The sequence below is a fragment of the Pelagimonas varians genome (genome assembly GCF_003208435.1).
In the GTDB taxonomy this organism is placed as follows: Bacteria; Pseudomonadota; Alphaproteobacteria; order Rhodobacterales; family Rhodobacteraceae; genus Pelagimonas; species Pelagimonas varians.
Window position 1 is genome coordinate 154,421 of sequence record NZ_QKMF01000008.1, and the last position, 19,902, is coordinate 174,322.

The following is a 19,902-nucleotide window of genomic DNA, read 5'->3' on the forward strand; positions in this document are numbered from 1 at the left end:
TTTGACTAGAGGCCGGTGCGATGGGCGCGCGCGGTAAAGAAAATCCCCGAAGGGCTCTCGGCCTCGATCTCGCGCAGCTTTTCGAAGGTTTCAGTGTCGTAGATCATGACCTTTCCCGCATCGCGGACGCTCAGCCAGACCTCATGCCCGCGCGGGGTGAACTCCATATGAAGCACCGCCGGACCGGGCTTGAATTCATGCACGATCTGTTTTGTGACTGTGTCGATGACCTGAATCGTATCGTTCAGGGGATGGGCGAAATTCACCCAAACATGGCGACCATCTGGGCGGGCCATGGCAAATACCGGCTGTCCATGCGTCTTGGTGCGGCCAGTTTCTTGCAAAGTGTCAGAGTCGATCCAAAGCACCTCGTGATGGCCAACGGCGGGCAGAACGAAATCGCTGCCGGTATCCGCCCAGCCCTCAAGGTGGGGCATTTTGTAGACCGGCATTTCCTCTTGTCCACGACCGTAGTTTTGCAGCACGCGGATCGGTTCGGGATTTTCAGCCCACAGGTCAAGCGCCGTCAAACCGTCTTCGCCGAACAATCCGGTGATATACGTGCGACCATTGCCGGTGATCAGGGCGTCATAAGGCCGATCGCCCATATCTTTGATCTTGGTGATCTCGGCTGTGCCAGTGGACATGTCCGCTATCCATGTTTCGCCGGTATCCCACATGGTGAACACAAATTTTGAACCCGGCGCGTCAACAAGGCCGATAGTTTTGCTTCCGGTGGGTATATCTGCGACCAATTCAAGCGTTTCGGCATCAAAGACCCTGACCCCGCCCGGTTCATAGTTCGACACAGCAACCAGTTTTCCATCATCAGAAATCGCCCCGCCGATGGAGTTCCCTGCCTGCACAACACGTTTAGCAATCTTACGGTCCACGATATCGACTTTGGTCAAACCGCCATCACGGCCAAACACATAGGCGAACCGTTCATCGGAGGAATAGACAAGCGAGGCATGCGACAAATCACCCAAGCCTTCGATGCGGTGCAGCGCTGCGCGGTCGGATTGATCAACCAACAACACAGACCCGGTGGCCCGCTCGATGATCAAGCCCAAATCGCCGGTGGCAATGGTTTCAGCCATGGACGACGTGCCCAGCACAACCGCAAGGGCGCATACAGTGTTCAATAATTTCATGGGGCTTCTCCTTTGAGAAGGTAATCAGCAATCCAAGCCGCTTCGGCTTCGGTGATCAAGGGGCGCCAAGGCGGCATCGGGGTTCCCGGAACGCCATCCAAAATGACCCCCTGCAGGATGTCGGTGTCATAATGTTCAAGAGATTGCGGGCGAATGTCAGGGCCAAGCCCCCCTTTGAGCGTCAACCCGTGACACGATCCGCAATCTTGAACGACAAAGCGCTCAAGCGCGACCGGATCGACCGGTTTTGCCAGCGCGGGCGCAGCCAAAACAAGAAACAGGGCGATAAGCCTAGCCATGTGCAGCGACCTCGGCGGTATCATCCGCCAGTGGCAACCCTTGTGCCCCATATAGCGAGACAACTTTGCCGATGATAAACAGGGTCGGTGCCTTTAGGTCCGCTGCGCGCGCGTCCTGTGCGATGTGGGACAGCGACGAAACCATGCGCCGTTCGTCCGCGCTGGTGGCCTTTGAAATCGCCATGACAGGCGTTTGGCCCGCCAATCCTTCGGTCATCAAACCCACAGCGATCTGTCCGATGTTGGCAACGCCCATATAAACAACCAGCGTGGTGTCCACGTTCGCCAGCCGCTTCCAATCAAGATCAAGGGATTTGCCCGCTTGTCTGTGACCGGTGACATATTGCACGCCTGTTGCCAGCCCGCGATGGGTCAACGGCACGCCCGAGATCGCCGACGCCCCTTGCGCGGCTGTGATGCCCGGCACGTATTCGATTTCAATGCCGCTGGTTTGCAAGACCGCGGCTTCTTCCGATCCACGGCCAAATATCAATGGATCGCCACCCTTAAGGCGGGCAACCTGATGACCTGCCACAGCTTCTTCGACCAAGATTTCATTGATCCGCTCTTGGGTGACCGCATGGCATTTCGGCATTTTTCCGACAAAGATCATCTTTGCTTCGGGGTTCGCCATTGCGATAATTTCGTCTGACACAAGCCGGTCATAGACAACGCAGGTAGCCGCTCGTAGGAGGCGTTCCGCTTTGAGGGTTAGCAGCTCGGGGTCTCCGGGGCCTGCGCCTATCAAGGATACTTTACCGGTCATATGTCGTCTCGCTCGTCCAGTGGATGGCTTAAGGATGGCTGGGGGCCAAACCTGTCCCGCGGGCACCTATGGCGGCACCACGTCGATTCGAAGATCCGTCTGCGGGTAAGGCTCGGTCCGGTATGTGGGTCTTAAAGTGAGGCAGCAGAGACAGCTTTACCTTGACTAAAGTTAAGGGCGTTCCGGTTTCCCGAAACGCCTTTGGTTTTGTCCGAAAGAACAGGGCCAGAATTAATCCGGCGACACCGTCACCATGCCGATCATTTTTTGCGTTTCCCAATGGGGCCCGCACAGATAATCCTGATCGCCGGGCACCAAAAAGGTGAATTCCAAGTGCTCATCTGGAAAAGCGCGGTCGGATTCCGGCTCTGATCCGACTTTGACGCTGTGACTGGTGCGTTTGTCGACATTTACCCAACGCACTGTTGTGCCTATAGGCACCGTGATTTCTGCAGGGCAAAAGTTATATTTGTACATGGTGACAACAGTCACATCCTTGGCCTCTTCCGACGCAACGCCAATCATCTCGACATAACGCTCTTCGGCTTCGGCACAGATAACCGCGGGATCTTTGGACCCGCGCGCAAATGCAGGAAAGGCCGCGCAAAGCACGGCAACGGTCAGTACAGGTATCGCCACCGGTTTCATCGGGGTCTCCTAATTCAAACCAAAGACGCTGCGGCCAGCGATGCCGGCCGCAGCGGTGTTCTTATTGACCGATCACGTTGATCATCGCGTCCGCATTGTCCAAGGCAAGGCTGGTGTTCAGCGTCACGTGATGGAACCGCGCGGCGGCAAAGTCATCGTGGATCGCAAAGCCAACGGTGTAGGTTTTGCCCGCTTCAAGCGGTACGTCCCCCGGTGCGTCAGACATCAGTTTGCGCGAGAAAGTCACGGTCCACATACCATCCGCACCTAGGGATGCATCGGCCGCCATTTCACCGTCGTTTTGAACACGGCGTTCCAGCAAGTAGCCATTGGCCGAGGAACCATCAGCATAGACGCGCAACAGGTCCATAAACGTCCCGTCCTTGAGGTACTGTTCGATGGCCTCTGCTGTCTCCATCTTGTCCCAACCGCCCAGCGCTTTTCCGCGACGGCCTTTGAGTTCAACATCGGTTCGGCTTTGGCTTAGGTACTTGGTAACGGTCCCTTGCGCTTGAAGCTGTGCCGCAACATCTGCATTGGCAGCAATCGCATCCGCGCCCGGATCAAACGGCATATAGGTGTTGTCGGCATGACAGGTTGCCCAGCAGCCCACTTGTTCGCCCATTTCGATACCTGTGCCGGTGATCATTAGCGCCACTTTGATCTGGTTGTCAGGGTCCATCTTGCCACCTTCAACAAAGGGGGCCGGATTGTGACCTGCGTCTTCCCACTGCAGACGGAAATAGACAGTTTCGCCGTCATGAGTGGCCTGAATGGACGCAGGGATAGTGCCACGCTTGCCGGGAATCGGAGTTGGTTCAAGCTCATCCGACTTACCGCCGCCGCCCGCTACGATTTTGTTTCCGATCGCATCCAGTTCTTTGGCGTGGCAGGTGGTGCATTGATCGCCGCCCTTGGTCACAGGGCGCGCACCGCCGTGATACTTACCGTTCTGCACCCATTCAAACGAGGCCTGCCCAGGATAGAACAAGGTCAGATCTGCAGCGCCAGCCGCAGCCCAATCCAAATCAGTCCCGACACCCGCAGCATCCCCCGCTCCGGCAGGAGCAGCAGCGTCCGCTTTGCCTTCCATTTCCGCTTCAACCTTGGCACGCTCATCTGTGCGGGCGGCTTCTACGGCAGCCAGAAGTTTGGCGCGATCCGCGTCTTTGGTCGCTTTTACGGCAGCAGCTTCTTCTGCTTCCTTGGCTTCTACACGGGCAAGACTATCCAGATAGATTTGCGGGACTTCGCGAATGAACTCTGGATTCGGAGCTTCGAGCGTCGCCAGATATTCCTCATCCGCGCGGCCGCGAAGATCCTTATGCGCAATGCCTTTGTGGCAATCGATACAGGTTTGACCAGTTTGCATCGCATTCAAATGCTGTTGACGCGCACGCGGCTTCTGGAATTCCGGCATCATCGATTGGAAGTCGTGGCAGTTCCGGCATTCAACCGAATCCGTCTCTTTCATCCGCTGCCATTCATTCATCGCCAGATGCAGTCTTTTGGCATCAAACTTTTCCGGAGTTGAGATCGAGCCAGTCAACTTGCCCCAGACTTCGCGTGATGCTTTGATCTTGCGAATAATCTTGTGGGTCCAGTCCTTGGGTACGTGGCAATCGGAACAGACGGCCCCAACCCCGGACCGGTTCACATCGTGAATCGTGCCTTCATACTCAGTGTAAATATAGTCGCCCATTTCGTGACACGAGACACAAAATGGCATGGTGTTTGTGGCTTCCATGGCGGTGTTAAATCCGCCCCAGAAGATAATACCGGCGGTAAAGACGCCTGCAATTCCAGCAAGGGGCATTCCAAAAAGAAAGTACCGGCGCCAGAGTGGCTTTTTCGGTTCGGGACCGCTGTCGGTCATATCCAAGCTCCGTTTATGGCATAGCGGTCGGCGGGTGCCCGACGCGAATATTGAGATAGAAAAAAGGGCGGGCGCATGGCCCGCCCCTGATCGTTCTTTTTAAAACAACGCCTTAAGTGACGTGGTTTGTACGGTTGTGTACGTTGAACTTACCAGTTGGTGCATAAAGCCCTTTGACGCGGCCAATCTCTTCGAGAGTTTTGGCATCATAGATCACGATCTCACCATTTGGCTCGAGCGAGTCAGACAGGTTCCAGTTGGAAACCCAGACTTCGGTGCCATCAGCGTTGAACTCAAAGTGCACAGCTGCGTGCCCTTCTTGCTCGGTCAGCTGAATGGTTTTCACAATCTCGCCAGTCTCTTTCGAGATAACCTGAACAGATTGTTGAACTTCTGGCTCTGGGTGCTTTGTCTGGTCAGCCCAGATGTAGTCCGAATTCGGGTGTGTCCGAACGAACAGACCGGGCCCATCGGTTTCAACTTCGTAGCAAGTTTTCCAAGCGTTGTCGGGGTGACCTGCGGGATCGTTGCCCCATACTGTCACAGTCCCAACACCAAGGTGTGTTGTCCCGGCAACCGGACCACAATTCGGGTCAATCCAGTTGGCACCCGGACCCGGATGCGGCAGGGCAGCAACGTCGATCATCGCCTCAAGCTTGTGAGTCTCTGTATCGACAACAACCATTTTGTTCGACGCGTTTGCGGCGATCTGGAAGTAGCGGCCTGTCGGATCAAAGAAACCGTCATGCAGGAACTTGGCTGAGTTGATTTTGTCGATGCGCAGGTTATCGAGGTCGGTGTAATCCACCTGCCACAGCTGACCCAGCTCTTTCACCGCAACGATCCATGTTGGCTCATTTGGTGTTGTGTAGATCGCAGCAACACGGGCTTCTTCGACATAGTCACCGTCGACGTTCACACCACGAGTCGAAACCACTTTGAGCGGCTCCATTGTCACAGCGTCAGAAATGACGAAGTGAGGAGGCCAGTAACCACCGCCGATGATGTATTTACCGTCGCCGGATACGGCCACGTCACGTGCGTCATAGGCGACTTTGACTTCGGAAACCAACATCTTGTCTGGAGTCTGCCAGAGGTCGATTTTGGTCATTTTGCCGTCGCGACCCATTGTGTACCAGAACCGGCCAGGATGCTCAGGTTCTTCAATCGCGTGGTGCTCAGACGCTTTGATCACGTGCACCGCGTAACCGGTGGGGATGTGAACCAGAACTTCTTTGGTGTCGCCATCGATGACGGCCACTTTGCCGGCGTCACGTTCGATCACAACAAAGAAGTTTTCCCAGTTGCGGCCGTGCATTGGCTCGGTCGGGTAGTCGGCTTCTTCGACATAGACCTTCCGGGTCTCGCGCATCTGTGCCAGCGACATTTCTGGCGGCTTGGGCGCATCCATCTGGATGTAGGTCGCCATGTCTTTGATCTGCTTTTCGGTCATAATGTCCGAAAAGTTGTTCATACCGCCTTCGGTACCCCAGGCAATAATCTTTTCAAGACGTTCCTGACCAAGCTTCAGCGTGCCACCTTCGGTGACCGAGCCGTCAGCGCCGGTTTTCTTCCAATGCGGTTCCAGGCTTTTGCCGGTAGCGCCTTTGCGCAAAACACCGTGGCAACCTGCGCACTGTTCGAAATAGAGTTGTTTCGAAGCTTCAAAGGCTTCTTCGCTAAGGCTAGGACCTTCGGCGAATGCGGGCATCGCAACGCTGCCGAGGATCATGGCAAAACCTGCCCCTAGCGCGCCGCGTAGTTTCATTTGGGTGATTCCAAGTGACATAATCACTCTCCGTTTGCTGGTGAGGCAAGCGGAAGATGCGCCGACTGACTGAGTCTCGTCTTAACATTAGTCAAAGGTGCTCACAAAAAAGAGAGGACATCCCGATTCCATCCCCTTATTTATATGGACATTTCTGAGGTATCTTTTCAATTGGACCGCCAGTCGTTGCAAAAAACGGCAGCGACAGTTCAAACGCGATCTTTAACAAGATGGGTCAGTGTCGCCCCGGCCTCGTAGTAAGCTTGGCGCACCCCGGCAAAGGCAATATTATGCTGGGCAATTGGTGCACGCGGCATCACCGATAAGTCCCCGCCCAGCAAGGCCTGCGCCATAGCCGTGCCAAACACGGTGCCCGGCCCGATCCCGCGCCCTGAGTAGCCAAAGTTGATCAGGGCTGAATTGTCTAACAACAATGTTTTTGGCAGGTATTCTTCGGTCATGGCAATGCGGCCAAACCACGTTTCTTGCAACGTAACCTCAGCCAGCAAAGGATACATTTTAGTCAGTTTTCGTTTCAGCCAGCCCAAATGTGCCGATTGGCCAATATGGCCTAGCTGCCCCATCCCGCCAATGATCAACCGCCCGTCTTGATCCATCCGCCAGGACGACATCACCATTGCGGTATCCCAACACCCCTCCTTACCAGGCAGAATTTGGGCCGCTTGTTCCACCGACAAGGGCGCAGTTGCAGACTGAAAATAATGTACGGGAATGACTTTTGGCGTTTTCAACCCCTGTATCGGAATCGCATAGCCGTTCATGGCGATAATCATTTTTTTGGCGGTTACCGTGCCGCGAGGCGTTTGCACAGTCCACAACGCGCCAGCCTTTTTAACATCCAATGCCGGTGTCTTCGAATGCAATATCGCGCCAAATGTCTGGGCCGCGCGCGCCAGCCCAACGGCGTAGGCCAAAGGTTGAATTGTCCCGGCACGCGGATCAAATAGCGCGCCATGCACTTGGTCAGACCCCGTTCGCGCAATGGCCTCTTCTCGGCTCAATAACTGCACTGGGGCACCGCGTGCGGTCTGCTGGCGAAACCGATTCTGTAAATCGGACAAACCGGTGGGCGCATGGGCACAATGCAGCGTTCCGTTTCTGACAGGCTCGCAAGCAATTTCGTGACGTGCAATCAGGTCAAAAACCTTGTCAGGCGCTTGGGCCAAAATCCGCGAAAGGCGCTCTCCTGCTGCTAGGCCAATTGTGGCGTTTATTTCATCGGGTGGCAGCCAAAGACCTGCATTGGACAATCCCACGTTCCGGCCAGAACCGCCGAACCCAATACTTTCAGCCTCCAAAACACGGACCGAAGCGCCCCCCTGTGCCGCCTCGAGCGCTGCTGACAAACCGGTATACCCGCCACCAATGATGACCAAATCCGCCTTAGCATTTTCGGTCAACGGTTTGGTATCCTCACTCTCTTGGCATGTGTTGAACCAAAGGCTGTCGCTGATCTTGGATGTCACGTGAATTCCTTTAGCTAGGTAACGGGCCTTGAGAAGGACGGTTCATGAATGGTTACACAAAGCCGGTTCTGTGCGTCCATGATTTCTTTGTTGCGGGGCAGAAATTGTCCAACCAAGATCGCCAAAGGACGGAGCACTGCAATTATTGCCCGTCTGGACCGCCTGTATAGGTCGCTCTTTAGTAAAAACTTACTAAAAATAAACTGCTGCTGCTTAGCCTGAACCCAACTGAGATTCGGGAGTAGCCAAGAAATGGCGCAGTTTCATTTGAGAAATGCCAAGTTTTACAGGTCGCACCATGTGCTGCCCTTCTCCACGATCATTAGGGTAAAGTTATGAAGTCCAAGGCTATTTCCCTCTTTAACCCAACCATCTTAATGGCTTTGGCACTGATGGCGATTATCGTCATGATGATTTTGCCAATGCCGTCTTGGGTGTTGGATGTGGGGCTAGCTGTCTCTTTTGGGCTGGCGATTTTGATTTTCACAGTCACACTGTTTATCGAACGCCCGCTGGATTTTTCAGCCTTTCCAACGGTTTTGCTGACCACATTGATGCTGCGGTTATCACTCAACGTAAGCTCAACCAAACTGATTATCGGACAAGGCCATACCGGAACCCATGCCGCAGGCGACGTCATTCAAGGCTTCGCGAACTTCGTCATGGGGGGAAGCGTTTTTTTGGGGCTTGTCGTGTTTGGCGTTTTGATGATCGTCAACTTTGCTGTCATTACCAAAGGCTCGGCCCGAATGGCCGAAGTTTCTGCCAGATTTGCGCTAGACGCCATGCCGGGCAAGCAGCTTGCGATTGACGCGGACATGTCTGCTGGTGCGATTGACCACGCCGAAGCCAAATTGCGCCGTGAAACGGAGCAACAAGAAACAACATTCTTCGGCTCGCTTGATGGTGCATCCAAGTTTGTCAAAGGTGACGCTGTTGCAGGCCTTTTGATCACTGGTCTCAATCTGATTATGGGCATCATCATGGGTACGGTCGTCCATGATATGCCCCTTTCAGACGCCCTGGAAACATATGCGATTCTGACCGTAGGGGATGGCTTGGTTTCGCAGATCCCCGCCGTCATTATCTCAATCGCCGCCGGTCTGTTGCTGGCACGTGGCGGCTCAAAGGTATCCGCCGACGTTGCGGTTATGGCTCAGCTTGGGCGCCATCCAGCTGCGCTGACAACTGTGGCCGTTTTGATGGCCATGTTCGCATTGGTTCCCGGGTTACCCTTTTTCCCGTTTATGCTTGGGGCCACAATTTTAGGGGCTTCGGCCTGGTGGATAAAAGCCCATCCGGCAGTGGAACCCGAAGAGGCCGCCGATGAAGTTGAAGACACCGGTCCTGTAACCCGCCCAATGGGTGATGTTTTGGATCTTGATGATATCCACGTGGAGTTCGCGCCAGACTTGGTCAACATGGCCTTGGACCCTGGTACTGGGTTGGATGTACGGATTGCGAATATGCGAAATCATATTGCATCCAACTTCGGCTTGATTTTGCCTGAAATCCGCTTGACCGACGCATCCGCTTTGCCAACAGGCACTTATGTCATCCGCATTCACGGCGTCGAAATGGCCCGCGGTGAATTGAATTCCGACTTGGTGCTTGCCCTCATTCCTGAAGAAGTCGGTGCTCTTCCCAGCGGCAAAGATGTCACTGAACCAGTTTACGGTGCCCCGGCACGCTGGATTCGGCCCGAAGACCAAGAACGCGCATCAATAACGGGAGTCACAATTGTCACCCCCGCCGAGGTTTTGGCCACCCATTTGCTAGAGGTAATACGCCGCAATTTCGGTCGTCTTTTGACATTCAAAACTCTACGCCGCTTGCTGGACGAAATGGTCGCGCTGTCCAATCCGGCGCGCGCCGATGCGAATAGAAAACTGTTGGACGAAATCATTCCCGAGAAGGTCCAAATAGATACTTTGCATCAGGTTTTGCGCCTGCTGTTGGATGAACAAGTCTCGATCCGCAATATGCCACTAATCCTTGAGGCGGTTTCAGAAATGCGCGGCCAACAAACCCGGCCCGAAATTATCTGCGAACACGTAAGACAACGCATGGGCTTCCAGCTGGTCGCCGGTATGCGCCGCCCGGATGGAACAATTCCGCTGATCCAGCTGGCCCCGGAATGGGAAGAAACCTTTGTCACCTATCAGATGGATGGCGGACAGGGTGCCTTGGATGTCGCCTTGCCACCGGATCGATTTGAAGCGCTAACCAAAGGTCTCGCTGAACAAATTGGTGATGCGGGAAGCAGGGGCGTTGTACCCGCAGTTGTCACTTCGGCCCGCCGCCGCCGCTTTTTGCGAACGGTTATGGCAGCCAAGGGTATGACCAGCCCGGTAATGTCATTTGAAGAAATTGGCGTAGAGGCACGGCCCACATTGGTAGGGGTGGTGGCAGCGTGACCAGCCTTGCCCCCCTGATCGAGCTTATGTCGGCGTCACTCTGGTTATCACTAATGGTGTTTTTGCGGGTCGGCGCGGCGATTTCAGTCATGCCGGCGCTGGGTGAACAGATGATTTCCGTTAGAACTCGGCTTATGATTGCTCTTGTGATCACGGTTGCCGTGACCCCTGCCGTTGCAGGGCATTTCGACCTCCAAGACCCTTCATTGCCAGTCTTCCTGAGGGCTTTGGCAACAGAGACGTTGTCAGGGCTGTTTCTTGGGATTGTCTTGCGCCTGTTTGTTTTGGCTATTCAAACCGCTGGAGCAATCGCCGCACAATCGACGTCCCTGTCGCAGCTGCTTGGCCAATCGGGGTTAGATCCCTTGCCAGCCTTAGGCAACATTTTGATGATAGCTGCGCTTGCTCTTTTGATGGTCACCGGATTTCACGTCAAGGTGGCCATATTCCTGATCATTTCCTATGAAATTTTACCGCCTTTGGTATTTCCAAACGCGGCTGACATCGCAGAAGCGGGCAGTATTCGCGTCGCCGAGAGTTTTGCCCTCGCCTTTACGCTTGCGGCCCCATTTGTAGTTCTATCGGTGCTTTATAATTTGACGCTTGGCGTGATCAACAAGGCTATGCCCCAATTGATGGTCGCCTTTGTCGGCGCGCCGGTGATCACGTTCGGGGCCATCGCCTTTATGCTGGTTTCAGCCCCATTGATGTTGACTGTCTGGGTCCAAGCCTTGGACGCCTTTATGACAGCGCCGTTCCAGTAGCGCTCTATGTCTGATTCAGAAGACAGCGGCGACAAAAGTCACGAACCCTCCCAGAAAAAATTGGACGATGCCCGCAAGAAAGGTGAAATCCCGCGCGCTGCCGATCTTCTTACTGCGATGGGTTATTTGGGTCTATTGGCTGGCGCAGTGTCCGTTGGTAGCTATTGCATCTTGAGGCTGTCCAATGTCTTGCTTCCTATGATCGAACAACCCGAAAGACTTACCCATCTGTTCTTCGACGGAAATGCCAAAGCCGTTTCAGGTCAATTGCTTAGTGCGGGGTTGACCCAGACATTGCCGATTTTGTTTGCCCCAACTGTTTTTGTATTACTGACACTGTTCGCGACCCGTGGAATTGTCTTTTCTGGCAAAAAACTGATGCCCAAGTTTTCGCGTCTGTCACCGATAGATAATGCCAAAAACAAATACGGCAGACGTGGCTTGTTTGAGTTTTTCAAAAGCTTTGTGAAGCTTTCCGTCTACTCAGTTCTATTGGCCGTCTTTTTAAAAAGCCAGCTGGAGCCAATCATTGGCACCGTCCGAACCTCCCCGGCGGAAGTCGTCATGATGATCACCACCCTCGTCACGAAATTTCTGTTCATCGTCGTCCTGATTGCCCTCGTGATTGGCGGGATAGATGCATTCTGGCAGCGCGGCGAGCATATTCGCAAAAATCGCATGTCGATGAAGGAATTGCGCGATGAAGCGAAAGAGGCGGAGGGGGATCCGTATCTCAAACAGCATCGCCGCGCGATGGCCCAAGAATTGGCGCTGAACCAAATGATGGGGGATGTACCGGACGCAGATGTTATCATTGTCAATCCAACGCATTACGCCGTCGCCCTTAGATGGAGCCGAATGCCAGGGACTGCACCCGAATGCGTCGCCAAAGGCGTTGATGAGGTTGCCTTGCGTATCAGAGAGGTCGCTACCGAAGCGGGCGTTCCCATACAATCAGATCCGCCAACAGCACGGGCAGTTTATGCAACGACGGAAATCGGGCAAGAAATTTCACCGGACCACTATCAACCCGTGGCTGCAGCCATTCGCTTTGCTCAAACTATGCGTGAAAAAGCGCGTAAGAAAGGATAGTCATGACATCTGGAATAGATGACTTGGTGCAAGTTACAGACACACTGTGTGAACAAGCTTTGGAAGCCCATCGTCGCAACTTAGCTAAGAGCCAAAGCATCGCTCAGGAAATTGAAGAGATTGATTCACTTCGAGTTGCAGCTCAGCATGATGGCGAGGGCCTTCAGGCCCGTCGTTTGGTTGGTGCAGACACGCTTTGGCAAGGGTGGTTGATGCGCCGGCGCGCAGATCTTATGCGCGATGCAGCCATGGCGCGCGCCTATGAAGGCGAAAGTCTCGCCAAAGCGCGCACGGCGTTTGCACGGGCAGAAGCGTCAAAATCCATTTTGGAAGATGAGCGGCAAAAGGCCAAGAAGAAGGCTTTGTTGCGGGATGCGGACCGGTTGGACGAACAGAGCACTTTGCGGCAAGGTTTTGGATACTAGAACGAACGAAAACTGCCCCTATCGGGGCAGTTTTTTCCTAAAACGCGTTTGTTAGGTGTCTTGACGGGCTATTTCGGTGATCAGAATGTCACTGACGTCATTTCCTAGAACGGGCCGAGCGGCTTCAAGCAAAGCAGCCCTCAAAATCTCCATGCGGTCACCTGATGTAAATGTTCCCTCAAAGCCACCGATATTCGCGTGATCGAAGAGGACTTGAAGGAATACATCTCGCAGTTTTGGTTCTCTTGCATAGACAACCTCTGTCGATCCCGTAGGAACTTCAATACTAAGCGAAGCAACCACCAGCGCGTTGACCCTGTCAGGTCCCACTACTGGGATGACAAACTGGTTGTTTAGCTTGACGTAATCACGCCCTTCGGTTGGACCATCTTGTTTGGCCTCTGCCGTCACGTGATGCACTTCCTCCATTGGAACCACACAGTCAGCCGCTGCATGCGCATCTTCTGGGTCCGGGGCAGGCATGAGGAACAAACCTGCCCCAACACCGGCAGCGGTGCCGATCAAGGCTAGTATAATGGGTAACAGTTTTCGCATGGGACCTCCTTAGAAAGGTAGCACAACATCAAGGACCTGTTGACCAATCCGAGGTTGTTGCATGTCGCTGATCTGCCCGCGCCCACCATAGGAAATTCGCGCTGATGCGATTTTGTCGTAGGTAATTTCATTTTGCCGGGAGATATCTTCGGGGCGCACGTAGCCAGAAACCAGAAGTTCACGCATCTCGAAATTGACCCTTACTTCTTGTATGCCCTCGATTGCTAGAATTCCGTTGGGCAAGACATCAGTCACAGTGGCCGCCACGCGCAACGTCAGAGTCTCGCTGCGCTTCACAGATCCACTGCCCTTTGATTTGCTGGAGCTGTCCAATTCAACTGCCGGGTCGAGGCTCGCGCCAGTCGGCAACTCTTTATTAATGCGCTGAGGAACCCCAAACAGTTGTGGCACGCTCATGTCTTCTGACCCTGATCGTGATCTATCTGTCTCGTTTGAAATCTCGGCACTTTCGTCAATTTCAATGACCACTGTCATGATATCGCCGCGCTGGACTGCTCTGCGATCGCCAAGAAGCGAAGTTTTCCCAGAGCTCCAAAGGGATGCAGCCTCTGACTGCCGCTGCAAAGGGGCCACATTATACACACCGGAAGCAATCATCGCCACGCGCTCTGGGCTTTCGGCTGGTGGGGTGAACGACGGCGCTTTTCCCAAATGATCCAAGCGGGCGCAGGCCGAGTTGATCAAAACGAGACCCAAAAGACAAAAAATTCTAAGCATTGTATTCCTCATTTTGAAACCACGACGGTGCCGTTTGACTCAACAGTCCCAAACAAAACTGTTCTGGAGTCGGTGTTCATGACCCGTATTCGTTCACCTGATCCGGCTCTTGCCAATGCCCGACCCTCAGCAGCAATCTGCAGTCCACCCCGGACAAAAATCAGCTCGACCATTTGGTTGCGTTCAACCAACGCCGGTTTCCCGACCTGCCCCATCATCACGGCACGACCTGCATAAATGGCGACACGCGCCTCTTGGCCGATGACTTCGACAAGAGAAACGTGGGCTCCGTCCACAACCGCCGGATCAACGCGTACATCTTCGGAGGTGATGAGCTGTTGAGGGCGAATTGATCGGGTGGCGACGATCGTTTCTGCGACCGCTTGTCCCGCGAGGAACGGAAGAATGGCGAGCAAAAGTTTCATTATCTCACCTGACTTGTTGCGCTAAGCATCTGATCCGCAGCAGAAATAACCTTGGAATTCAATTCGTATCCACGTTGCGCTTCGATCAGTTCGGTAATTTCACGCACCGCATCAACAGAGCTGGCTTCCAGATACCCTTGCCTGATAGTCCCGAGACCGTCTTCGCCAGGAGTTGATTGGATTGGCGGTCCTGATGCTTCGGTTTCAGTAAACATATTTGATCCGATGGCTTCTAATCCCTTGGGATTTGTAAAGCCTGCCATGGTGAATTGCCCCAAAAGCTGCGCTTCCGCTTCTTCAGCGAAATAGGCGTAGACTTCTCCATCGTTGTTGATGGAAATGCTGCGAGCGTCGTTTGGAATGACAATTTCCGGCGACACTTCATAGCCTTCGGACGTCACAATTAGGCCCTCACCCGTCCGTTTTAAGCCGCCATCGCGCGTATATGCGGTTTGGCCGGAGGGAAGCGTTACCTCGAGATAACCCGCTCCTTCGATGGCAACATCCAAGTCACCGCCAGTGGCGGACAGAGAGCCTTGCGACAGTTGAACCGAAACTGCTGCCGGACGCACACCTAAACCCAGCTGAATCCCCGTCGGCAAGACAGATCCATCAGAAGCATTGACGGTTCCCGCACGAGTCATTTGTTGATAGTGAAGGTCTGCGAATTCAGCGCGCCGGGCGTTGTACCCGGTCGTGCTCATGTTAGCGAGGTTATTGGATATCACCTCAACCCGCATTTGTTGGGCGCTCATGCCCGTAGCCGCGATTTTTAGCGCACGCATAGATGCCTCCTATTTAATAAATGCCTTGATGGCGGTTCTGACACGCTCATCTTCGCGTTCCATAAAGCTTTGCCCCAATTCATAGGCACGCTGGACTTCGACCATACGGGCGACTTGAAGAATTGGATCGACGTTGGATGCCTCAACATACCCCTGCACAACACTTGGGTTGTCGACAGGTTCAAACCCCTCGTCGGCATTAAACATAACGCCGCCTTCACGAGTCATAAGACCTTGTTCTAACGGGCGAACCACGCCGATTTGACCTATGGCACGGCCATCTGTGCTGATGGTACCGTCGCTGCCAACAGCCAGATCGCTGGCTTGAGGCGGTACAAAAATCGGTGCCCCGCCGGTATCAAGCACCCGATACCCGTCAGATGTGACCAAAGTTCCTTCTGCGCTCGGAGAAAACGACCCAGCACGCGTCAAACGCTGCCCACCTGGCGCATCAATCAGGAAAAACCCGTCACCTTCGATGGCCATATCAAACATGCCACCGGTCTGCTCCAAAGTGCCCTGCATATACGACGTATTGCGCACCCGAGCCGAGGCCATGGCAACGCCGGACAGCCCGTCTGCTTCGGTGACATATTCCGAGAAAATCACCCCTTCTTGGCGAAAACCGGTTGTATTTGCATTCGCGATATTGTTCGCAATAACTTGCATTTCGCGCATCAAGCCCGTTTGACGGGAGAGGGCTGCATAGCCTGCTGATTCCATTTTATCCTCCTGTAATCAGTGGGATGATCTGGTTGTGAAAGAAATCAACCAATGAGCGTGTCATGAAGCTCATGGAAATCCAGAAGACTGCGACAATCGCCAATAGCTTGGGTACGAAGGTCAGTGTCATTTCTTGAATGGAGGTCAGGGCCTGGAACAATCCGACTCCGACCCCCGCCACCAAAGCCGCTGACAAAATTGGGATCGACGTCACCGTGGCAACCCAAAGACCTTGCCTTAATGTGTCGAAAAATATGGTTTCCGTCATCATAGGCTTACACCGGCATCCTGAGGATTTCTTGGTAGGCCTCAACCACCTTGTCACGAACTGCGACCACTGTTTCGACGGCCAGCTCTGATTGCGCCAGTGCTTCGACCAATGCATGAGGATCAGCGCTGCCAACCATCGCGCTATTTGCAGCGCCTTCAGCCTGTTTCAGCGTGTTGGAAAACTCATTCGCAAAATCGGCGAATTGTTTTTCCACTTGGGGTACAATTTCAGGTTTCGGCTCCATCGCCGGCATTGATGCCGCATATTTCTGGGCCGCAAAAAGAGAACGGACGTCCATTCTGGTCTCCTGTTTCTATTCTGAGGGTTTAACGACGCAAAAGGTCCATCAGTCCGGTGGACATCTGGCGCGTTTGGTCGAACATTTTTAGATTGGCTTCGTAGCTACGCTGAGCTTCTCGGGCATCGGCGATTTCGATAATTAGGTTAACGTTCGACCCTTCGTAATGGCCACTTTCATCGGCCATCGGATGAGACGGATCGTGGATGCGTTCCAGTTCACGTTTGTCCAAGCTAACCTGCCCTGCTTCGACCCGCGCCAAAGAGGTGCTGTTACGCTCCAGTTCAAACGGGATCGATTTGCGGCGATAGCCCGGCGTGTCGACGTTGGCGATGTTTTCCGAAACCACCCGCAGGCGGTTGGCTTGGGCCTTGAGGCCACTTGACGTGACCGAAAGTGCATCTGAAAAAGCGCTCATTTTACATACCTTTCTTAGCGACGGCCAAGGCTCGTGCGGAGGACTGACAAATTGCTGCGATAGATCGCAAGCGCCCTGTCATGCTGGCGCTTGGCGTCTGTTGCCTTGACCATTTCTTCTTCAAGAGAGACGGAGTTTCCGTTTGGATCCAAGGCCGTATCACGCACCTGACTGGCTGCGACATGATCCACAGTACCGTGAAAATGGGCATCACGTGTGGCGCGCTGGACTGTAAAAGAGCCACGCAAAGTGTCTTGAAATTCCGGCATTTCCCGGGCCCGATATCCGGGCGTATCAGAGTTCGCGATATTCTGAGCGCTCAACGCTTGTTGAGTTCCAGCATGCCGTGCCAGTGCCATCGCCGTTCTGAAGATGTCCAAGTTTTGGAACATCGGGGCTTCTCCCTCGATTGCTTCAACTAAGGCTTAACCCTGATTCCTTTAGAAACAGTTTGCATACAAATGAACGGAGCGACCGATGGAAGAAGACATCGCCGGCCTAAAGGCCCGCATTTCACAAATGCAACCTGTCAGGGCAGTTGGACGCGTCCAAGCCGTTGACGGTACAACGATCTGGGTTCGGGGCTTGTCCGATGATGCCTGTATCGGCGACCGTCTTCGACTCATCCAGCCAGAGGGTGAACTTGGAGGTGAGGTCTTGCGGATTCGGGATGATCTGATTGCAATGTTGCCAGACGAACCTGCCGATGGGGTTTCCAAAGGAGATCGGGTTGCTGTTCTGGGCGCACCCACATTGGCCCCGTGCAACAGCTGGATTGGCCGTGTGATCGATGCCTACGGCCGCCCGTTGGATGGGGCCCCTTTGGGGCCAGGTCCAAGGCGAAGACCCTTTCGGGCAAGCCCACCGCCAGCGGCAGCCCGTCGCAGTTTGGGTGGGCGTCTGTCTACCGGGCTGGCTATTTTCGACACGCTTTTGCCGATCGTCAAGGGCCAACGGATTGGCTTGTTTGCCGGGTCAGGGGTTGGGAAATCCATGCTGTTGGCGCAATTGGCACAGGGTGTCGAAGCCGACATCGTTGTTCTTGCTCTTGTTGGCGAGAGAGGTAGGGAAGTCCTTGATTTTGTGACGAATGTTCTGGGTCCAGAAGGAATGGCCCGCAGCGTTGTTGTCGCCGCGACCTCTGATCGATCCCCGCTTGAACGGCGCCGTTGCCCCTTGGCTGCAATGACAATTGCAGAACACTTCAGAGATCAAGGTGCGCATGTTCTTTATCTTGCAGATTCAATCACTCGGTTTGCCGAAGCACATCGGGAAGTCGCAATTGCATCAGGTGAACTTCCGGCCCTTCGGGGGCATCCACCATCTGTTGCCCACCAAATTATGCGATTGGCCGAAAGAGCAGGCACAGGCGTCGGGGATGCAGGTGATATCACCGCGATTTTCAGCGTTTTGGTTGCAGGGTCAGATATGGATGAACCTGTTGCTGACATTTTACGAGGCGTGTTGGACGGGCACGTAGTGATGGACCGCCAAATCGCGGAACGAGGTCGGTTTCCGGCAATTGATCTATTGCGATCCGTCTCTCGAAGCCTGCCGGGGGCCGCAAGCCCTCCAGAGAATGACCTTATCCAACAAGTACGACAGCTTTTGGGCGCATACGCTAGATCCGAAACCATGTTGCGCGCTGGACTTTACCGCGACGGCGAAGACCCTGTTTTGGATCAAGCGATTCGTGCTTGGCCGGACTTGGACGGTTTTTTGGCTGATGCGTCAGCAAATGGACCTGAACAGGCCTTTCAAAAGCTTCAGCTCATCCTTCGCCGGGCTAATGTTACACCGCAACAAACCCGCCGGCCTGTAACGGCGTTGACCAAATGACAAGCGCGTGTACCAATAGGAGGTAATCACCCATTTTTGGTAGAGTGCGCCAGTAGAACCAAAGCTGCCTTCAGTTTTTGTACTGGTGTCACACTTCCGATCCCTATGTTTGGCCTCTCGTTGCTGTATGTCCAGAGCCACCGTCTGGCGTGATCCCGCGCATCGCCTATAGTTTTAAAATGATACCGTCCCAACCATTCGGTCCTGATTGTGCGATTTTAGCGCTCGGCCTATGCGTTTTGTTGAGGCTTACCCAATCTAGTGAACATCAGGATGCTGCCTGCCTTCCCGGCCCCGATTTACAGTGTCCCACTGATGGATTTTGGGCCGGTGCCCACACAAAAGACCAGCGGTTTGCCACGCCAGCCAATCGGCGATCCACCCGTTCGCATTGTCCAGCTTCGGCTAATACAGATCACAAGTCTTACTGATGCTGAATGTCCGGCATGCAAACCGGATACTAAAAAATTTGTACCGCACGGCCCGATAGGCCATCTCGTTGCGTTGGACTGCCTCCGCCTTTTTCCAAGGGTCCCTTTCAGAAAGTCTTTCTGCAAGCTCTTCTCAAACAACAATTTTTTCAAATGCTTGTTCGCGCGCGCTATTGTCGCTCGGACCATTGGCGCAACAAAACTTGCTCCAGTGCCTTCATCTACATGATCAGCGACGCGTCCATCCCACTTTATACGGCCCGCCAATTGTAAAAACAGGCTGTGATCATACCATGCTCCCGGTAGAGATCCCAAATAGGCACACCGCTTTTCGCTTGCTTCAAAAGTACCCATGATCCGAGCTTCGCGTAGTTTGATCATGTCACCAAACTCTCCTCGTTCTTCGTCGAGAAAATTCTACCGACAAACACCCCTGAATGTCGGGCGGATTGCCCAAGCATGCTCGAACAGATTTGTTTGGTACTGATTTCTCAGCGTCCGCCTTCGCACGAACAGCAACTAGAGCGAAGTAACGCGTCTGACAGTGGACATTATCGCCGCTTTTGACCACCTTAACGGACCAGGAAAGTCGCTTTTGACGGGTGAATATTGATCCATCACGAAATTCGATCACTTGCCTAAAACACATTTTCTGCCTGCTACCTTTCGAACCGGAAGCAACGTCATTCAGGGTGCATCGCGAACACAAAGTGGGAAGCACTT

General features: G+C 53.9%; 23 protein-coding genes. 5 read left to right on the plus strand and 18 right to left on the minus strand.

Going from position 1 to position 19,902, the window contains the following annotated elements; genetic code table 11:
* Positions 1-5 precede the first annotated feature (5 nt).
* The 7 genes from C8N36_RS12615 to C8N36_RS12645 all read right to left on the minus strand — a co-directional run bounded on the left by C8N36_RS12615 (position 6) and on the right by C8N36_RS12645 (position 7,998).
* Positions 6-1,154: a cytochrome D1 domain-containing protein gene (locus tag C8N36_RS12615; protein WP_097804959.1), complete on the minus strand. Its 1,149-nt coding sequence runs from the start codon at positions 1,152-1,154 to the stop codon at positions 6-8.
* A complete protein-coding gene (locus tag C8N36_RS12620; RefSeq protein WP_097804958.1) occupies positions 1,151-1,453 on the minus strand; it encodes a c-type cytochrome in 303 nt (100 codons plus the stop codon). The genes C8N36_RS12615 and C8N36_RS12620 overlap by 4 nt, the downstream gene beginning before the upstream one ends.
* Positions 1,446-2,219: a uroporphyrinogen-III C-methyltransferase gene (gene cobA / locus C8N36_RS12625; protein WP_097804957.1), complete on the minus strand. Its 774-nt coding sequence runs from the start codon at positions 2,217-2,219 to the stop codon at positions 1,446-1,448. Before cobA ends, C8N36_RS12620 begins: the two co-directional genes overlap by 8 nt.
* 231 nt (positions 2,220-2,450) lie before the next feature.
* Positions 2,451-2,867 carry a cupredoxin domain-containing protein gene (locus tag C8N36_RS12630; RefSeq protein WP_097804956.1) on the minus strand — a complete coding sequence of 139 codons (417 nt, stop codon included), beginning with the start codon at positions 2,865-2,867 and terminating at the stop codon, positions 2,451-2,453.
* 61 nt (positions 2,868-2,928) lie between these two features.
* Entirely contained in the window at positions 2,929-4,743 is a 1,815-nt protein-coding gene (locus C8N36_RS12635) for a NapC/NirT family cytochrome c (protein ID WP_097804955.1), read from the minus strand.
* A gap of 112 nt (positions 4,744-4,855) precedes the next feature.
* The gene (locus tag C8N36_RS12640) at positions 4,856-6,532 is read right to left on the minus strand and encodes a cytochrome D1 domain-containing protein (protein WP_097804954.1); all 1,677 of its coding nucleotides are present in this window, start codon (positions 6,530-6,532) and stop codon (positions 4,856-4,858) included.
* A 188-nt stretch (positions 6,533-6,720) separates the two neighbouring features.
* Positions 6,721-7,998, minus strand: coding sequence for an NAD(P)/FAD-dependent oxidoreductase (locus C8N36_RS12645; RefSeq protein WP_097804953.1), 1,278 nt, complete (start codon positions 7,996-7,998; stop codon positions 6,721-6,723).
* Positions 7,999-8,333: 335 nt separating this feature from the next.
* On the opposite strand from C8N36_RS12645, the gene flhA reads away from it, so the two are divergent.
* The 4 genes from flhA to C8N36_RS12665 are packed head-to-tail and all read left to right on the plus strand — an operon-like array spanning position 8,334 to position 12,696.
* Positions 8,334-10,415, plus strand: a complete 2,082-nt coding sequence (gene flhA, locus C8N36_RS12650) for a flagellar biosynthesis protein FlhA (protein WP_097804952.1) — start codon at positions 8,334-8,336, stop codon at positions 10,413-10,415.
* Entirely contained in the window at positions 10,412-11,179 is a 768-nt protein-coding gene (locus C8N36_RS12655) for a flagellar biosynthetic protein FliR (RefSeq protein WP_245910805.1), read from the plus strand. Before flhA ends, C8N36_RS12655 begins: the two co-directional genes overlap by 4 nt.
* Before the next feature lie 6 nt (positions 11,180-11,185).
* A complete protein-coding gene (locus C8N36_RS12660; protein WP_097804951.1) occupies positions 11,186-12,271 on the plus strand; it encodes an EscU/YscU/HrcU family type III secretion system export apparatus switch protein in 1,086 nt (361 codons plus the stop codon).
* Between the two features lie 2 nt (positions 12,272-12,273).
* On the plus strand, positions 12,274-12,696 hold the full coding sequence (locus C8N36_RS12665) for a hypothetical protein (protein ID WP_097804950.1): 423 nt from the start codon (positions 12,274-12,276) through the stop codon (positions 12,694-12,696).
* Positions 12,697-12,747: 51 nt separating this feature from the next.
* On the opposite strand, the gene C8N36_RS12670 is transcribed toward C8N36_RS12665, so the two are convergent.
* From C8N36_RS12670 to C8N36_RS12710, 9 genes are read right to left on the minus strand one after another with little or no spacing between them, the layout of a single operon-like run.
* Positions 12,748-13,251, minus strand: a complete 504-nt coding sequence (locus tag C8N36_RS12670; protein WP_097804949.1) for a flagellar basal body-associated FliL family protein — start codon at positions 13,249-13,251, stop codon at positions 12,748-12,750.
* 9 nt (positions 13,252-13,260) lie between these two features.
* A complete protein-coding gene (flgH, locus tag C8N36_RS12675) occupies positions 13,261-13,989 on the minus strand; it encodes a flagellar basal body L-ring protein FlgH (RefSeq protein WP_370739153.1) in 729 nt (242 codons plus the stop codon).
* An 8-nt stretch (positions 13,990-13,997) separates the two neighbouring features.
* The gene (flgA, locus tag C8N36_RS12680) at positions 13,998-14,414 is read right to left on the minus strand and encodes a flagellar basal body P-ring formation chaperone FlgA (protein ID WP_097804947.1); all 417 of its coding nucleotides are present in this window, start codon (positions 14,412-14,414) and stop codon (positions 13,998-14,000) included.
* On the minus strand, positions 14,414-15,199 hold the full coding sequence (flgG, locus tag C8N36_RS12685; protein WP_097804946.1) for a flagellar basal-body rod protein FlgG: 786 nt from the start codon (positions 15,197-15,199) through the stop codon (positions 14,414-14,416). The genes flgA and flgG overlap by 1 nt, the downstream gene beginning before the upstream one ends.
* 9 nt (positions 15,200-15,208) lie before the next feature.
* Complete coding sequence (locus tag C8N36_RS12690; RefSeq protein ID WP_097804945.1) at positions 15,209-15,922, minus strand: flagellar hook-basal body complex protein; 714 nt, start codon at positions 15,920-15,922, stop codon at positions 15,209-15,211.
* Between the two features lies 1 nt (position 15,923).
* Positions 15,924-16,193: a flagellar biosynthetic protein FliQ gene (locus tag C8N36_RS12695; protein ID WP_097804944.1), complete on the minus strand. Its 270-nt coding sequence runs from the start codon at positions 16,191-16,193 to the stop codon at positions 15,924-15,926.
* 4 nt (positions 16,194-16,197) lie between these two features.
* On the minus strand, positions 16,198-16,491 hold the full coding sequence (fliE, locus tag C8N36_RS12700; RefSeq protein ID WP_097804943.1) for a flagellar hook-basal body complex protein FliE: 294 nt from the start codon (positions 16,489-16,491) through the stop codon (positions 16,198-16,200).
* 28 nt (positions 16,492-16,519) lie between these two features.
* Positions 16,520-16,909: a flagellar basal body rod protein FlgC gene (gene flgC / locus C8N36_RS12705; protein ID WP_097804942.1), complete on the minus strand. Its 390-nt coding sequence runs from the start codon at positions 16,907-16,909 to the stop codon at positions 16,520-16,522.
* Positions 16,910-16,923: 14 nt separating this feature from the next.
* Positions 16,924-17,301 carry a FlgB family protein gene (locus C8N36_RS12710; protein WP_097804941.1) on the minus strand — a complete coding sequence of 126 codons (378 nt, stop codon included), beginning with the start codon at positions 17,299-17,301 and terminating at the stop codon, positions 16,924-16,926.
* An 85-nt stretch (positions 17,302-17,386) separates the two neighbouring features.
* Between C8N36_RS12710 and C8N36_RS12715 the strand changes: the two genes are divergently transcribed.
* Positions 17,387-18,748, plus strand: coding sequence for a FliI/YscN family ATPase (locus C8N36_RS12715; RefSeq protein ID WP_097804940.1), 1,362 nt, complete (start codon positions 17,387-17,389; stop codon positions 18,746-18,748).
* Between the two features lie 26 nt (positions 18,749-18,774).
* Here the strand turns inward: C8N36_RS12715 and C8N36_RS24875 are convergent, their stop codons facing one another.
* Together C8N36_RS24875 and C8N36_RS24880 are read right to left on the minus strand one after the other, a co-directional pair.
* Positions 18,775-18,957 carry an integrase core domain-containing protein gene (locus C8N36_RS24875; protein ID WP_370739157.1) on the minus strand — a complete coding sequence of 61 codons (183 nt, stop codon included), beginning with the start codon at positions 18,955-18,957 and terminating at the stop codon, positions 18,775-18,777.
* Positions 18,958-19,047: 90 nt separating this feature from the next.
* Positions 19,048-19,560, minus strand: coding sequence for a hypothetical protein (locus C8N36_RS24880; protein ID WP_370739152.1), 513 nt, complete (start codon positions 19,558-19,560; stop codon positions 19,048-19,050).
* Between the last annotated feature and the right edge of the window lie 342 nt (positions 19,561-19,902).